Here is a 14,180-nt window from a genome sequence, read left to right on the forward strand (position 1 = left end):
CGCAGGTACCCGTCCTTCCGGCCGGAACGGACTGCTCGAAAGAGCAGGCCGACGGCGACGAACGCTCATTAGGGTGGGCGGTTATGGAAGCTGGTGACTGGTCGGACCCGGCGCAGGTGCTCAGCGCCGCGAAATCCGTACTCGAGGTGCCACCGGAAGGCACCGCCGAGCAGCTGTCCGCGGTCCTCTCCGGGCCGCTGCCGCACCGCGCGCTGGCCGTTCTCACGGGTGACTGCTCCCGCTCGCCGATGCGCAGGGTCGGTGAGGCAGGCGTCGCCGACCGGATTTCCAGCGCGGAACTGGCCCGGCTGGCCGGCGCGGTGGACATCGGTGTGCCGCGCTTCGCCGTCGCCCTCATCGGTGGGGAGGAGCGCCGCGTGCTGTCCGTGGCCTCCGCCCCGCACCAGCGTTCCGGGGCGCTGGTGGCCGTCGTGACGGCGGACGGCTACGAACCGGCGCCCGGGATCCGGCAGTTGGTGCAGCAGCTGTGGGACATCATCTCCCTTCAGCTGTCGGGGTACGCGGCGCAGGCCCACCCTGTCCCGCTCGCCGGGAACCGGATAGCGGCCCAGGAACGGGCCAGGGTCATCGCCGAGTTGACCGACGCGCACACGGCCGCGCTGTCCGCACTCCTCGGTGCGCTGCGCTCCCGCACGCTCGACGACGCAGCCGCCCGGCGTACGGCCGCGGACATCGCGGTCTCCGCCCTCATCGAGCTGCGCGCCGCCGGAGATCTCGACCGGTCCCTCACCGAGGAGACCGGGCAGGAGGCCTTCGCCCGCCTCGAAGAACGTCTCGCTCCTCTCACCAGATACAGCGACGTGACCCTCGAACTCGTTCCTCCGGATCCTGGTCTGCGAACGCGCCTGCTTCCCAGCGACATCGCCCACGCCGCGCGCGCTGTCGCACGGGGCGGCGTGCTGCTGATGCTGGAACAGGACGGGATCGGCCGTATCCGCGTCGAGTGGAAACTCACCGGTGTCGGACTGCGGATCTCTCTCCGGGACGACGGGCCCGGAGGACTCGCGGCGGACGCGCTCACCATGCACCGGCTCGCGGACCGGGTCGCGTCGCTCGGCGGCGAGGTATCCCTCGACGCGGTGCCGGGCTGGGGCACGCACATCACGGTCGAACTGCCGCTCACCGCCCGGGAGGCTCCGTCGGCCGACGCCCTGCACGCCCTGAACCCGCGCGAACTGCAGGTCCTCGAGCAGATCACCGAGGGGCTCCGCAACCGGAAAATCGCCGAAGCGCTGCAGATCAGTGAGCACACCGTGAAGTACCACGTCCGCAACATCCTGGAGAAGCTGAAGGTCGATTCACGGGGCGAGGCCGCCGCCCTGGCCCGGGGGGCACGGCGCTCACTGGTGTGACCCGGTACGAGGGCGGGGGCGGCCGACCCCGGCTGGCCGGGTGCTCAAGGGGTGCTCCAGAGGGCCGGTGCATGCTGCGGCCTGAGACCGAACGGACCGGACCTGCCGGAGGATCCCCATGCGCGGAGTCCAACCACCTGAGCTGCCTGAACCGTCCGAGCTGCTCGGCCTGTGGCGACTTGTCTCGTACCACGACGAGGACGCCGAAGGCGTGCACTGACGTGCCTCGGGCGGCTGAAGGTCAGGTTCGAGGTGCCGGTCCTGGTGTCGCCCTCCCGCAAGTCGTTCCTGCGGGAAATCACCGGGACCGGCCTCCCGGGGATCGGTCCGGTAAGCCTTGCGGCGGAGTTGTACGCCGCCCTGAACGGCGCGGACTACCTCCGCACCCATGACGTCGCCGCTATTCGCGATGCGCTCACGGTCTTCAAAGCCCTGGAAGCAGCGAAGGCAGGTGTGTGATGGAGCAGCGGGAAGCGATCGTCGCGGTGGTGCGAAAAGGCGAGCGGGTGCTGGTCATCCGGCGAGGGCTGCTGGCCCGGCTGCCGGGTTACTGGGCGCCGCTCAGCGGAAAGCTGGAACCCGGTGAGACACAGGAGGAATCCTTGCTGCGGGAGGTTCGCGAGGAAGTGGGTCTGAGGGTCTCACCGTAACCAAGGTCTGGGAGTCGCAGACCGAGGACGGCATGTTCCGTCTGCACTGGTGGCTTGCCGAGGCGGAAGAAGGCGAGATCGTCATGCAGGAGGGTGAGGTAAGCGACGTACGGTGGGTCACCGCACGGGAGTTCGCCCGGTCACGTCCCGCTGCGCCGGGGAGCACGCCCCCTGGTTCGGGCGAGGGGCACGGCTCGGGCAGCCGGGCGTGCCGGTGGTCAGTGTCCGCCGGGAGTCAAGGGGTGCACGGTCATTCCCCGGCCGCGCGCCATCAAGAGCAGCATCGGCTGTCTCATGCACCACCGCGGACTCGCGGGTGACTACGAGACCCACCCGCACCGCTCCGAAGTCATCCCCGTGCGGCGCAGTGCCAGTTCGCGTGTCCGCTCAAGGGGCGACGACACCTGGCGTCCATGCGTGGGCGGCAACTGAGGATGCTGCGTCGTCGGGGCCGGCGCACAGCCCTGTGACCGCCAGGCTCTGCCCACGACTCACGCGTCAGGGCCCGCCCGTCCGAGTGCGCCCTGGCGCCGCCCCATCGTTACGCGCAGCGCGCCTCTCCGTGCGGTAGTCGTAGTACGCCCATGCCACCACCGCGACGCCGGCCGTGAGCCCGACTGCCACGATCCGTACGGCACCGCTGGTCAGGGCGGCGGCCAGACCGGTGAGTCCCGCGCCGCAGAACATGAGCACGCGACTGACGAAGCGCTGCTCGGGCGGTTGCGGGTCCTCTCGGTCCTTGAGATCGTGCACGGCGTCACGAGCTGGATGTACGGAACCGTGCCGGACACGGGCCCGGTATGTCAGCCCGTAGCTGATCAGTGCGTACAGTGCGAGAGCGCCAAGGGTCCAGAGCCAGACGTACGGGTCGTCACTCGATCCTCGTGCCAGATACATGACGCCTGTGTCCTCCACAGCGGGCTTTCACCAGTGAGCAGAACTCAACTGCGGCTGTCCTCAAAGCCGGTGGCGGCAGCGGGGCCGGAAGGACGGAAGCATGCCGTCACCGTCTTGCCGTGCCGTTGGCACCTCGTCCCCCACTCATCGGCGAGCTTGCGCACGATGGACACCCCGCGGCCGGAGACGGCGCCCTGCTCCGGTTCGCGCTGCCGCGGCAGCGACGGGTCCTCGTCGTGGACGCTCACCTGAAGGCAGTCACCGTCCCAGGTGAGGACCAGGTGTGCGTCGCTGTGCGCGTGGACGTGCGCATTGGTGATCAGCTCGGACACGGCCAGCACGATGGCGTCCACCGTGTCCGGTTCGGCAGCGGTCCAAGGCAGCGACTCAAGACGCCTGCGCGTCCACTCCCGGCCGACGCGTACTCCTTCGGACATGGGGAATGAGTGCGCCCACCCCATCGCCTTCACCGCCACTGTCCGACTTCCTCTCCTTGGCCCACCGAACGTCGCGTGCACGTACCGTGTACCCGGCCCCCGACTCAACAGGCATGACGACGCCCTTCCTCGAGTCTGATGATCAACGCGGACAGAACACAAGAACGACCCCCCGGGACGATGGAGGGGTTCGGAAACCTTCGGCCCATCCGGTCAGGGAACGCGCGGGGCAAGCTGTTGGCGTCCGCGGCCCCGCGCCGAGATGCTCCTCCAAGTGCCCATCGAGCTTGCGGAGAAGAGCAGCGTCGCGACAGGGACTACAGGCTGATGTGGGACTCGATGAGCGGGTTCGTGCAGTGCGAGACGCGGTCGGTGCGGACGACGGGCATCCTGCGTCCGCCGGAGTAGTGCCCGGTGAACTGCCGAAGGGCCGCTTCCAGCTCGGGCACCTTGAGCTCATCCAAGCGAGGGCGTTCTTCGCCACCGCCTACGCGGGTTCGGCGATCACGAGACCACCGTCAGCACGATCTTGCCTTTTGATGTGGCCCTGCGCGGCTCGCGTGTGTGCGGCCCGCATCGGGGAGCTGGGTAGGTACTGTCCACCCCGACCTGGAGCTCGTCCTGGTCGAGCAGACGCCCGATCTCGGCGAGCTGGGGGCCGGCCAGGACCGTACGCGCGGTACGGCCCTGGCCCTGCTGCTGTACCTGAGCAAGGCCGGCCGCCTGCGGTCCCGCGTCGTCTCGAACCACCTGAGGGTTACCGGACGGTCCACTCTGCGCCGGACCCTGGCCGGTCTTCTCATGTCCGCCGAGAGCTACCGCACCGCCTGGACCGACCGCGTCGTCCTGATCCCCGAGGACGAACAGCGCCGCACCCACTGGATGTACCACCACCTCACCCTCACGTGGAGCGAGCACTCCGACCCGGTCGCGCTGGAGAAGAAGCTGATCTCCCAGCTACACCCGACGCCGAACGTCGAGCGACCGGACCATGGCGCCTCCCGAGACCGGGTCAAGCAGGCACGAGCCTTCTACTACGCCAGCGCCGGCCCACGCCCGGACAAGCAGTCGGCGTAGTCCGTTTGTCGCTGACCCGTATGCCTCGGCAGCCGCCCTGCGCGCGGCGACCGACGCCGAGTACGGCCGCGCCCGGCCCTTGTGCCGATTCGTCCGAGCCGTGCTCAGCGCCACCGCACTCGCCGGCCCCCGGACCGGTCACCATGCTCACCTCCGACCGCGAGGAGACCTGACCGTGCTGCGCCACGGGCAGGCCGCCACAATCAAAGTCTGATCACGCCGGCAGAAGAGCCGAGGTCGATCAAGTACCCAGTCCGGCCAGGCCGTCCACGTGATCGATAAGTGGAGAGCGTCTCAGATCAGTTGGCGCACAGGGTCAGGGTGCGCACCGTGCTCGGCGAGATGCCCGGGTCGGCCGCGATCTCGGTGTCCGAGAGGTCGTGGAAGTACCGCAGTACCACCACCGTCCGTATCCGCATGGGCAGTTGCTGCGGCGCGCGTCAGCTGGTCCCTGCTGTCGACCTGTCCGTACTCGTCGCCGCGGGCGGCCCGGTCGGGGCCGTCCGCCTGCAAAGCCGTACGGCGAAAGCGGCGCCAGCGGTCGTTGGCCAGGTTGACCTTGACCCGCCGCACATAGGCCTCCGGGGCGTCCTTGCCGGATATCGAGCGCAACTTGCGGCAGGCCCGCTCCAGGTCTCCTGGATCAGATCCTCGGCGGCATCGCGGTTACCCGTCAGGACGAGGAAGCCCCGCAACAGCGCTGCCGACCGAGCGGCGACGAAACCGTCGAAGTCCATATCCACACGCGCCTCCCTTCCTGTCACCCCTCCTCGACGGAGACACCCCGGGATCTGCTGCACGTGCGCGATGAGACCTGAGTGACAGCGACAACAGAGTTGCGCGGCACCGCCCCTCCCCCGTCGTCCGCCATCCTGCGGTGGCACCGAATCTTGGGGCAGGCTTTGCGCGACGCATGCAACTGCGACCCACGCCATCTCTGTCTGACAGGGAGACGGGCCCGTCAGGGCCGAACAGCGAGAAGACCGGGGCAGTTCGTGGGACGGCGCAAGGGCAGCATATGGATCGCATGCGTCACGGGTGTGATGCTGGTGGGCGCGAGCGCCTGCGGCGGGGGCGGCAGTGACAAGGCGAGCGGGGACGACGCAAAGGCGTCGGGAAAGCCGAGCGCGAGCAGCTCTCCGTCACCGACGACGCCCGCGGGCCCGCCCATGCTGCTGGAGACGATCACCCCACAGACGGGAACCACGGTCGGCGTGGCCATGCCGATCTCGGTGATCTTCACGAATCCGGTGGCGGCCAAGGCGCGGGCCACAGTGGAAAAGCACATGAAGGTGAGCGCCTCCCGGACGGTGCCCGGTGCCTGGCACTGGATGGGCGACAAGCGCGCCGACTGGCGCCCGAAGACGTACTGGCCCTCCGGTACGACGGTGAAGATCGACGCCGACATGAAGGGTGTCAGCAACGGCAACGGACGCTACGGCGTACACAGCTACACGCACACCTTCAAGATCGGTGACGACGTGCGCGCGGATGTCTCGGTGACCGGCCACACCATGAAGGTGACCCGGAACGGCGCGCCGGTGCGCACCCTGTCGATCAACGCGGGCAGCGCCGAGTATCCGACGTGGGACGGCACGATGGCCGTTATCGACAAGCAGGAGAAAGTCCACATGACTTCCTGCAGCGTCGGTATCAGCTGCGACAAGGGCAGCCCCAACTACTACGACCTGACGCTGCCTTGGGACATCCACCTCACCCAGTCCGGCACCTACGTCCACTACTCGACCGGCGACCCGAACCCGGGCAGCGGCAGCGCCCGCGGCTCGCACGGCTGTGTCCACCTGTCCCTGGCGGACGCCAAGTGGTTCTACGGTCAGGTCAAGCAGGGCGACCCCATCACCATCACCGGCTCACCCCGCGGCAAGGCCTCGGCCGACAACGGCTACGCCGACTTCAACCTGGGATGGAACCAGTGGCTCGCGGGCAGCGCCTCCGGAGAGGGCACGACCGCCGCCCTGTGACGCGTCGCCGTGGCGGCATCGGTCAGCGCTTGCCGACTGACGGACGGGCTCCGGACTCTGGTCTTCGCCGACGCGGGGCTGGTGTCTGCGTTCCAGGGACGGCACCTGGTGGGGGCCGACGTGCCCGCAGGTTGTGGCCAGGGGTGCAGCCGTAGCTCGGATGTCACGCTGCCCGCTCCCTTGGGGTCGTGGCCATCGGCTGGTCGTTCCGGCAAGGCGGTGGGGCCGACGGGGAGTGCCGCCTGCGCTACCGGGGGCGGCCGGTGACGTACCCGCTGGGAGTGTCGGACAGGCCGACGCGAACCCGTGATGCGCTTGCCGACCGCCTCCGCCTTGCGGCGGCGCTTGCATCCCTCGGGGCCGAGCTTCGCTGCCTTGATGTTGGCCCGAAGCGTCGTGTACGCGCCGGCAACCCGCTTGATCACATGCTGGGCGGCCTGCGCCCCCGCCCCTCGGGCCTTCAGCTCGCCGTAATACAGCTTGCGCAGCTCCCGGACCGAGCCAGCTCCCGGATGAGCACGGCACCGTCGCAGGAGCATTCCGCAGCCATGCGGCGGCGCTTCGCGCCTCCCGGCTCAGGAAGCAATTCCTCCCGGGGCTGCAGACCCGGGGTTCCTTGCGAGACCAGGCTGAAGGGAGCTCGGTCTTGACGGGCGTCGCGGCCACGTGCCGCAGCGAGCGCTCAGAGGTGGCCGTCCAGGAACTTCCGTACCTCGGCGATGGTCATAGGCCCCGTGCCGTGCGCCACCGCCGTTCCCTCCTTCAGCAGGACGTAGGACGGGGCTCCAGTGATCCCGTATCGCTCGGTTGCGGCCGGACAACGCGTGATGTCGGCGCGGACGACCGTCAGGCGGCCCGTGCAGTCGTCGGCGATACCACCCACGACGAGGTCCATCACCCGGCAGGGCCCGATCGCCTTGGGCCATGTCCCGGTGAAGTACGCGAGGACCGGAACTCCGCTCATCCCGAGGATGAAATCGAACTCCGCGTCCTCACGGGGTCGGTGAACCCGCTTCGCCATGGAAGCTCCTGCCCTCACGTTCCGTCATTCCCATCCCATCATCCCTCGCGCGGTGTGCCAGGTCGGCCCGGTCGGTTGTCCGGTTGCCCTGTCGGAAGGGAGGCACGGGGGCACCGCGGAACCACGGTGGTCCCCGGCGCGAGCGGCCCGCCCCCCACCCCCTGGTGACCCGGCCTGGCCGCCACGCCGGTCACCCAGCTGCAGCCCAGCCGCGGGCCCGTGGGTCAGGTCGTGCCAGGACAGCGCCCTTCACGACAGCGCGGTGGCGGATACGGCTCGACTGGATCCGGTGGACGATGCGCACCGGCCCGCTCGTCGAGGCGCACGGCGGCCCAGATCACCGACCAAACGCTCGATGAGCACGATTCCTGGACCGCTCGCGGACGCGGTCGTGGACGGTCGAAGTTCGCGTCAGCTGACCCGAAGACCGACCGCCAGCGTCAGTTCAAGGACCCGGTGCGGCGATGCGAGATCCGGAAACAGCTCCCGCAGCTGCGTCATCCGGTACCGGACTGTCTGGGGATGGACGAACAACGCCGCCGCCACCTCGTCCCGCCTGCCCTGGTGCAGCAGCCACGCCCGCAACGTCTCCTCCAGCCGCCGTGCGGTCGCGACAGGCAAGGTACGCAACGGTGCGAGGGCTCGGGCGCGCAGGTCTGCGAACGCGTCCACGTCTGCGCTCAGCACCAGCTCGGGCAGGTGGTCATCGGTGTCGCGAATGTCCGAGGAGAGGGAACGCGCGCGTATGGCTCGTGCGTACGAGGCGGACGCACGAGTCCATGGCCGGGCCGGACCGACCACGGCGGTGCGGTCGGTCAGCTGCCGCAAGAGATGTGATCGGTCGGCATCGGGGACGAGCAGCACACCGGTGGCGTCCGGCAGATCGTCGAGGACGAGGGTGCTCGGGTCGAGCGCACGGTAGGCAGGCCGGGCCTGGGCGGCGGGCAGCAGGACCGCGGTCAGCGAAACCGGAGGCTGCCACCCGGCCCGTTGAGCAGAGGCCAGCAGCACGTCCGGGCCCGCGCCGGCGAGGAGGTCGCGGGCCAGGTGTTCCAGGTGGCGCTCCTGAGCCCGGCCCTGGGCGGCCAGTTCGTCGGCGTGGCCCGCGGCGCTCGCGGCGGAGAGCTCGTCGATGTAGGCGAAGGTCAGCTCGGCGAACTTGGCGACCTCGGCGGCGGGCAGACCCGCGGGTACGGCACCCGCTGCCAGGCATCGCCAGGCCACGCGGGCGCCGACGCGGTAGGCGCTGAGCAGGGCGTCCATCGAACGGCCGTCGCGCACCTCGCCGCGGCCCAGCTCGTAGGCTGCGTCACCGGCGTCGCCGCCCGTGGCGTTCCCGCTCGCGAGGTCCAGGTAGTGCCCCAGGGCAGTGCGGACGGCTCGGCGGATGGTGGCGCCCATACTGCCCGAAAGGGCGTTGGCGTAGGGAGGGACCTCGTCGATGATCGCCTGGACGACCTCGTCGGCGGTGGTCTTCAGCGCGGCCCGCAGTGCGGTGACCGTCCTGTCATCCAGGGCCAGTTCGCTTGCCCTCCGGATTGCATGGTTCATATTTGTTCCCTGCGAACAATTCAGGCGACCAGATTTACGTCCTGCGGTCAGGACTTTACGCCCTGAGGCACAGCAAGCTGGAGTCATGACGAGTGCAGCCCTGCGCAGCAGGGCGTGGAAACTGCTGGAGATGGTCACGACGCCGCTGCTGCCGTCGGACTACCTCGACCTGGTCAGCCCGCTGCGTGCGGGCGCTGACCTGCGGGGGCGCATCGAAGCCGTGCACCCCGAGACGGGTGACGCCGCGACCATCGTGATCAGGCCGGGACGGGGCTGGCGCGGCCACACAGCCGGTCAGTACGTGCGGATCGGCGTCGACGTCGACGGGGTGCGCCTGTGGCGTGCCTACTCCCTCACCTCGCCGACAAACCGCCAGGACGGCCGCGTCACGATCACCGTGAAGGCGATCCCGGACGGCAAGGTCAGCAACCACCTGGTCCGCAGGGCGAAACCGGGCACGCTGATCCAGCTCGACCAGGCGACCGGTGACTTCGTACTGCCACAGGCCAAGCCCGCCAAGGTGCTCTACCTGACGGCCGGGAGCGGCATCACGCCCGTGATGGGCATGCTGCGCGACACCGAGTTCGACGACGTCGTCATGGTCCACTGCGCGCCACAGCCGCACGACGTGATCTTCCGCAACGAACTGCACGACCTGGTCGCGGACAAGAAGCTGCGGCTCACCGAGGTGCACACCGACACCGACGGCATGCTCGACATCGCCCGCCTCGACGAACTCGTGCCCGACTGGGCCGAGCGCGAGACCTGGGCCTGCGGGCCCGCGGGCCTGCTCGACGCCGCCGAAAAGCACTGGAGCGAGCACGGCGTCCCAGAGCGGCTGCACACCGAACGCTTCCGCCCCAGCATCGTCGTCGCCGGCGACGGCGGCGAGGTCACGTTCAGCGCCTCCGGCAAGACCGTCGACGCGGACGGCGCCACGCCGTTGCTGGACATCGGCGAGGAGGCCGGCGTGCTCATGCCCTCCGGGTGCCGCATGGGCATCTGCTTCGGCTGCATCACGCCGCTCAAGGCGGGCGCCGTCCGCGACCTGCGCACCGGCGAGATCACCGAGGCCGAGCCGGGCGTCCTCATCCAGACCTGTGTGTCCGCCGCGGCGGGCCCCTGCGACATCGAACGGTAGGAGCACCTTGACCGCCATCGACCCCACCGCCCACCTGACCGCGGAGCAGATCGAGGAGCTAGGCCGCGAGCTGGACGCGATCCGTGACGAGGTGATCGCCGGCCGCGGCGAGAAAGACGCCGCCTACATCCGTAAGGTCATCTCGGCGCAGCGCAAGCTCGAGCTGGTCAGCAGGGGCGTGCTGCTGTTCTCGATCTTCCCGCCCGCGTGGCTGCTCGGCACCGCCGGGCTGTCCGTGGCGAAGATCATGGACAACATGGAGATCGGCCACAACGTCCTGCACGGCCAGTGGGACTGGATGCGGGACCCGAAGATCCACTCCACCACCTGGGAGTGGGATCACGTCTCGCCGTCCGAGCAGTGGAAGCACTCGCACAACGAGCTGCACCACACGTACACCAACGTGATCGGCAAGGACAACGACCTCGGCTACGGCATCATGCGCGTCGACGAGGACCAGAGGTGGCACCCGTTCCACCTCGGCCAGCCGCTGTGGAACTTCATCAACGCCTGCTTCTTCGAGTACGGCATCGCAGCGTACGACCTGGAGCTCGGCAAGAACCTGCACAAGCGCCGCCGCAAGAACCCGGAGTTCCGCGCGCAGGCCAAGGCCGTGGGCCGCAAGATCCGCAAGCAGGTGCTCAAGGACTACGTGATCCACCCGCTGCTCTCGGGCCCGTCGTTCCTCACCACGCTCGCCGCCACGTTCACCGCGAACCTGGTCCGCAACATCTGGTCCCACTCGGTGATCATGTGCGGGCACTTCCCCGAGGGCGTGCAGGTCTTCGAGCGCCGGTCGATCAAGGGCGAGACGCGCGGCCAGTGGTACCTGCGCCAGATGATGGGCTCGGCGAACATCAGCGGCAGCAAGGCCATGCACTTCATGACGGGCAACCTGTCGCACCAGATCGAGCACCACCTGTTCCCGGACCTGCCGAGCAACCGGTACGCCGAGGTCGCGGTGAAGGTGCGCGCGCTGTTCGAGAAGTACGAGCTGGAGTACGTCACCGGCTCGCTGCCCAAGCAGGTGTTCTCCGCGTGGCACAAGGTCTTCCGGCTCTCGCTGCCGAACAAGAAGCCCAAGGTCAAGACGCCGGACCGCGAGCAGGAGCTCGTCGCAGCCTGATTCCCGGTATTGGTTCAGATCTTGCGGCCGTACCGGCGGCAGGCGGCAGACGGCACCGCCGGTTTCGGTGAGATCCGATGGGGACGGTGGGCGACCTCGACGGCAGACCGTACGACACGGGATCCGGGCAGCTCGATGTCCGGTTGGGCTGCCTGGACGTGCGCCAGGAGCTCAGCACACAGCCCCCGGCGCGGTGTTGTAGTGCGCTGACCTGCCGTGGTCGGGCCGGTAGTCGGCGCGCCGCCCCTGTCCGCCCCTGCCCTGCCGCCGGGTTGGGCGGGCGAGCCGAAGTTATGGATGGGGTTTCGGTCTGTCCGTTGTCCACTGCGGGCATGGCTCAGGGCTCTCGGGTGTGAAGGGCCCTGGACCAGTGGTGGTGTCGGTTGGGGGACCGTTAACGAGCGGCGAATCAGGTGCTAGGCGACTCGTGAACCGCTTCCGAGTGGGGCTGCCGCACGGACAGGCGTGACCGTGGGCCTCAGGCCGCTTCGAGGAAGGGGTAGTCGGTGTAGCCCTCGGCGCCCGGGCCGTAAAACAGTTCCGGCCGCGGCTCGTTCTCCGGGTGGCCGCCTTGCCAGCGCTCGACCAGGTCGGGGTTGGCGATGTGGGCCCGGCCCACGGCCACGGCGTCGGCGTGGTCGGCCTCGATCTGCTGGAGCGCCTGCTCGCGGGTGGTCTGCCCCCCGAAGGGGCCGTTGTTGACGATCAGCTTGCCGTCGAAGCGCCGCCGCAGCTCCTGTACCAGGTCGCCGCCCCGCTCGGTGCAGTACGGAGAGGTAGGCCAGGCCCAGCAGGCGCAGCTGGTCGCGCAGGGTGCCGTAGGTGGCCAGGATGTCGTCCCGGTCGGTCTCGAAGACGTCCCCCCAGACAGTCCGTTCTCGGCCCAGAGTGACAATAGGTGTCAGGTTCCACCAACAATAGCCACGCTGGGCAAGAGATTGAGTGCCTCATCTGCTGTGCTTGACTTCATGACGCCAAGTTCCACTCCCGCGCCGGACGCGCCCCGATCGCCCGCGCACCGCAGCCCACTGCGCAGGCTCACTGCCCGTGACCGCGGTGAGGTACACCGATCCGCCACTCAGCTGGAGCTCTTCTTCGACCTGTGCTTCGTCGTGGCCATCGCCCAGGCGGGCATCCAGTTGGTGCACGCGATCGCCGAGGGCCATGCGGGCGACGGGATCCTCTACTACGCGCTGGTGTTCTTCTCCATCTGGTGGGCGTGGATGAACTTCACGTGGTTCGCCTCGGCCTACGACAACGACGACGTGCTCTTCCGGGTCGTCACGCTGATCCAGATCGCCGGTGTGCTGGTGCTCGCGGCCGGGGTCTCCCGGGCGTTCGAGGACCACGAGTACCGGGCGGGGGTGGCGGGCTATGTGATCATGCGGCTCGCCTCGGTGTCCCAATGGCTGCGCGTGGCCAGGTCGAGTCAGGGCAGGGAGCGCAGGGTGGCCCTGCGGTACGCCGGCGGGGTGGTGCTGTGCCAGATCGGCTGGCTCAGCCTCGTGTTCCTGCCCGAGGACACCCTGGTCGCGGTGTTCGTGGTGATGGCGGTCCTCGAGATGTGCGTCCCGGCGTACGCGGAGAAGGTCCAGCCCACGTCCTGGCACCCGCGCCACATCGCCGAGCGGTACGGGCTGTTCACGATCATCGTGCTCGGCGAGACCATCGCGGCGGCCACGGTCGCCGTGAAGACGGGCATCGACGAGCAGGACGCGCTGGGCGAACTGCTGCCGATCGCCGCAGGCGGGCTGCTGATCATCTTCGCCGCCTGGTGGATCTACTTCGCGGTGCCGATCCACGGCCATCTGAGATCCAACAGGCAGGCGTTCCTATGGGGTTACGGCCACTACATCGTCTTCGCCTCGGCGGCCGCGATCGGCGCGGGTCTGGAAGTGGCGGTCGAGCAGGCGGTGGGCAAGGCGCATATCTCGACGCTGTCCGCGTCGGCGGCCGTGACCCTGCCGACGGCGCTGTATCTGCTCACCGTCTGGGCACTGCACGCGCGTCACTTCAAGGTCGGCATCGCCCAGCAACTGGTACTGCCGACCGCGGCCCTGCTGGTGACCTGCTGCATGTTCCTGGGCGAGTGGGCGGTGCTCTCAGCTGGTCTCGTCTGCGCGCTGGCGGTGGCGACCGGCGAGACACTGACCGCGCGCACGACGGCCCGGGAGCGCGAGACCGCGGTGCGAGCGCCGGTCGCCTGACCGCCCCGGTCCGGACGAGACCGGCCCTATGACAGTCGACGCTCGGACAGATGTCGTCAGGCCACCGGGGGGCACGCGACGCGTACCGGCAACGGTTGGCTCACCGGCACCACGGCGGTGCCGGCGCCCGAGGACAGTGCCGTCGCCGCGGTGGACGTGCGCGGCGGCGGGCCCGGCACCACGGAGACCGACGCGCTCGATCCGCCCAACCTGGTGCAGACGGTCGAGGCGATCGTGCTGACCGGCGGCAGCGCGTACGGGCTCGACGCGGCGTCCGGAGTGACGGCCTGGCCGGAGGAACAGCGACGCGGGGTGGGGGTGGATCCGGCGCATGTCGTGCCGGTAGTGCCCGCCGCCTGTGTCTTCGACCTCGGCCGCGGCGGTGACTTCCGGGCCAGGCCGGACGCGGCCACCGGACGGGACGCGGTCGAGGCGGCGGCGAGCGAGGCGGGCGCCGCGGTGCCGGAGGGCTGTGCGGGCGCCAGTACGGGCGCAGTACGGGAGCCACCGCGGGGCCGGTCAAGGGCGGGATCGGCACCGCGAGCACGGTGCTCGACTCGGGGGTCACGGTGGCCGCGCTGGTGGCGGCCAACGCGGCGGGGTCGGCCGTGGAACCCGGGACCGGGGCGCTGCACGGGGAGTTGTCGCGGAGGCGGGTGAGCTGTCCGGCGCAGGACGTCCACCGGGCCGCGCGTCTGGCCGAGATCGCGGCAGTGTC

The 14,180-nt window shown here is 69.5% G+C and carries 15 protein-coding genes and 2 pseudogenes; 9 read left to right on the plus strand and 8 right to left on the minus strand.

Annotation, left to right across the window (positions count from 1 at the left end; all coding sequences use genetic code 11):
- Positions 1–83 precede the first annotated feature (83 nt).
- From QF027_RS01345 to QF027_RS01355, 3 genes are all read left to right on the plus strand, one after another.
- The gene (locus QF027_RS01345) at positions 84–1,373 is read left to right on the plus strand and encodes a helix-turn-helix transcriptional regulator (protein ID WP_307072156.1); all 1,290 of its coding nucleotides are present in this window, start codon (positions 84–86) and stop codon (positions 1,371–1,373) included.
- A 252-nt stretch (positions 1,374–1,625) separates the two neighbouring features.
- On the plus strand, positions 1,626–1,832 hold the full coding sequence (locus tag QF027_RS01350; RefSeq protein ID WP_307072157.1) for a dihydropteroate synthase: 207 nt from the start codon (positions 1,626–1,628) through the stop codon (positions 1,830–1,832).
- Positions 1,832–2,023 carry an NUDIX domain-containing protein gene (locus QF027_RS01355; RefSeq protein ID WP_307072158.1) on the plus strand — a complete coding sequence of 64 codons (192 nt, stop codon included), beginning with the start codon at positions 1,832–1,834 and terminating at the stop codon, positions 2,021–2,023. Before QF027_RS01350 ends, QF027_RS01355 begins: the two co-directional genes overlap by 1 nt.
- 498 nt (positions 2,024–2,521) lie before the next feature.
- Here the strand turns inward: QF027_RS01355 and QF027_RS01365 are convergent, their stop codons facing one another.
- The 4 genes and pseudogenes from QF027_RS01365 to QF027_RS49460 form a co-directional block, all read right to left on the minus strand.
- Positions 2,522–2,920, minus strand: a complete 399-nt coding sequence (locus QF027_RS01365; protein WP_307072159.1) for a hypothetical protein — start codon at positions 2,918–2,920, stop codon at positions 2,522–2,524.
- Between the two features lie 44 nt (positions 2,921–2,964).
- On the minus strand, positions 2,965–3,396 hold the full coding sequence (locus QF027_RS01370) for an ATP-binding protein (RefSeq protein WP_307072160.1): 432 nt from the start codon (positions 3,394–3,396) through the stop codon (positions 2,965–2,967).
- A 278-nt stretch (positions 3,397–3,674) separates the two neighbouring features.
- Positions 3,675–3,821: a hypothetical protein gene (locus QF027_RS01375; protein ID WP_306986975.1), complete on the minus strand. Its 147-nt coding sequence runs from the start codon at positions 3,819–3,821 to the stop codon at positions 3,675–3,677.
- Positions 3,822–3,861: 40 nt separating this feature from the next.
- Positions 3,862–4,017, minus strand: a pseudogene (locus QF027_RS49460) (zinc-binding dehydrogenase); the annotation flags it as partial.
- Here QF027_RS49460 and QF027_RS01380 point away from each other — a divergent pair.
- The gene (locus tag QF027_RS01380; RefSeq protein WP_373432489.1) at positions 3,979–4,434 is read left to right on the plus strand and encodes a GIY-YIG nuclease family protein; all 456 of its coding nucleotides are present in this window, start codon (positions 3,979–3,981) and stop codon (positions 4,432–4,434) included. The pseudogene QF027_RS49460 and the gene QF027_RS01380 overlap by 39 nt on opposite strands.
- A gap of 299 nt (positions 4,435–4,733) precedes the next feature.
- Here QF027_RS01380 and QF027_RS01385 read toward each other — a convergent pair whose 3' ends face one another.
- Entirely contained in the window at positions 4,734–4,853 is a 120-nt protein-coding gene (locus QF027_RS01385) for a sigma factor-like helix-turn-helix DNA-binding protein (protein ID WP_307072162.1), read from the minus strand.
- A 624-nt stretch (positions 4,854–5,477) separates the two neighbouring features.
- Here QF027_RS01385 and QF027_RS01390 point away from each other — a divergent pair.
- Positions 5,478–6,416: a L,D-transpeptidase gene (locus QF027_RS01390; RefSeq protein WP_307082234.1), complete on the plus strand. Its 939-nt coding sequence runs from the start codon at positions 5,478–5,480 to the stop codon at positions 6,414–6,416.
- 682 nt (positions 6,417–7,098) lie between these two features.
- Here QF027_RS01390 and QF027_RS01395 read toward each other — a convergent pair.
- Together QF027_RS01395 and QF027_RS01400 are read right to left on the minus strand one after the other, a co-directional pair.
- Positions 7,099–7,437, minus strand: coding sequence for a thioredoxin family protein (locus QF027_RS01395; RefSeq protein ID WP_307072163.1), 339 nt, complete (start codon positions 7,435–7,437; stop codon positions 7,099–7,101).
- A 411-nt stretch (positions 7,438–7,848) separates the two neighbouring features.
- Positions 7,849–8,988, minus strand: a complete 1,140-nt coding sequence (locus tag QF027_RS01400) for a PucR family transcriptional regulator (RefSeq protein ID WP_306986979.1) — start codon at positions 8,986–8,988, stop codon at positions 7,849–7,851.
- An 85-nt stretch (positions 8,989–9,073) separates the two neighbouring features.
- On the opposite strand from QF027_RS01400, the gene QF027_RS01405 reads away from it, so the two are divergent.
- Entirely contained in the window at positions 9,074–10,129 is a 1,056-nt protein-coding gene (locus QF027_RS01405) for a ferredoxin reductase (protein ID WP_307072164.1), read from the plus strand.
- 7 nt (positions 10,130–10,136) lie between these two features.
- On the plus strand, positions 10,137–11,255 hold the full coding sequence (locus QF027_RS01410) for a fatty acid desaturase family protein (RefSeq protein ID WP_306986981.1): 1,119 nt from the start codon (positions 10,137–10,139) through the stop codon (positions 11,253–11,255).
- Between the two features lie 478 nt (positions 11,256–11,733).
- Here the strand turns inward: QF027_RS01410 and QF027_RS01415 are convergent, their stop codons facing one another.
- Positions 11,734–12,150 (minus strand): hypothetical protein, encoded by a 417-nt coding sequence (locus tag QF027_RS01415; RefSeq protein WP_307072165.1) that lies wholly within the window; start codon positions 12,148–12,150, stop codon positions 11,734–11,736.
- A gap of 73 nt (positions 12,151–12,223) precedes the next feature.
- Between QF027_RS01415 and QF027_RS01420 the strand changes: the two genes are divergently transcribed.
- Together QF027_RS01420 and QF027_RS01425 are read left to right on the plus strand one after the other, a co-directional pair.
- On the plus strand, positions 12,224–13,462 hold the full coding sequence (locus QF027_RS01420; protein WP_307072166.1) for a low temperature requirement protein A: 1,239 nt from the start codon (positions 12,224–12,226) through the stop codon (positions 13,460–13,462).
- Between the two features lie 28 nt (positions 13,463–13,490).
- Positions 13,491–14,175, plus strand: a pseudogene (locus QF027_RS01425) (P1 family peptidase); the annotation flags it as partial.
- Between the last annotated feature and the right edge of the window lie 5 nt (positions 14,176–14,180).

Origin of the sequence: Streptomyces canus, assembly GCF_030816965.1 — a bacterium.
GTDB classification, from domain to species: domain Bacteria; phylum Actinomycetota; class Actinomycetes; order Streptomycetales; family Streptomycetaceae; genus Streptomyces; species Streptomyces canus_E.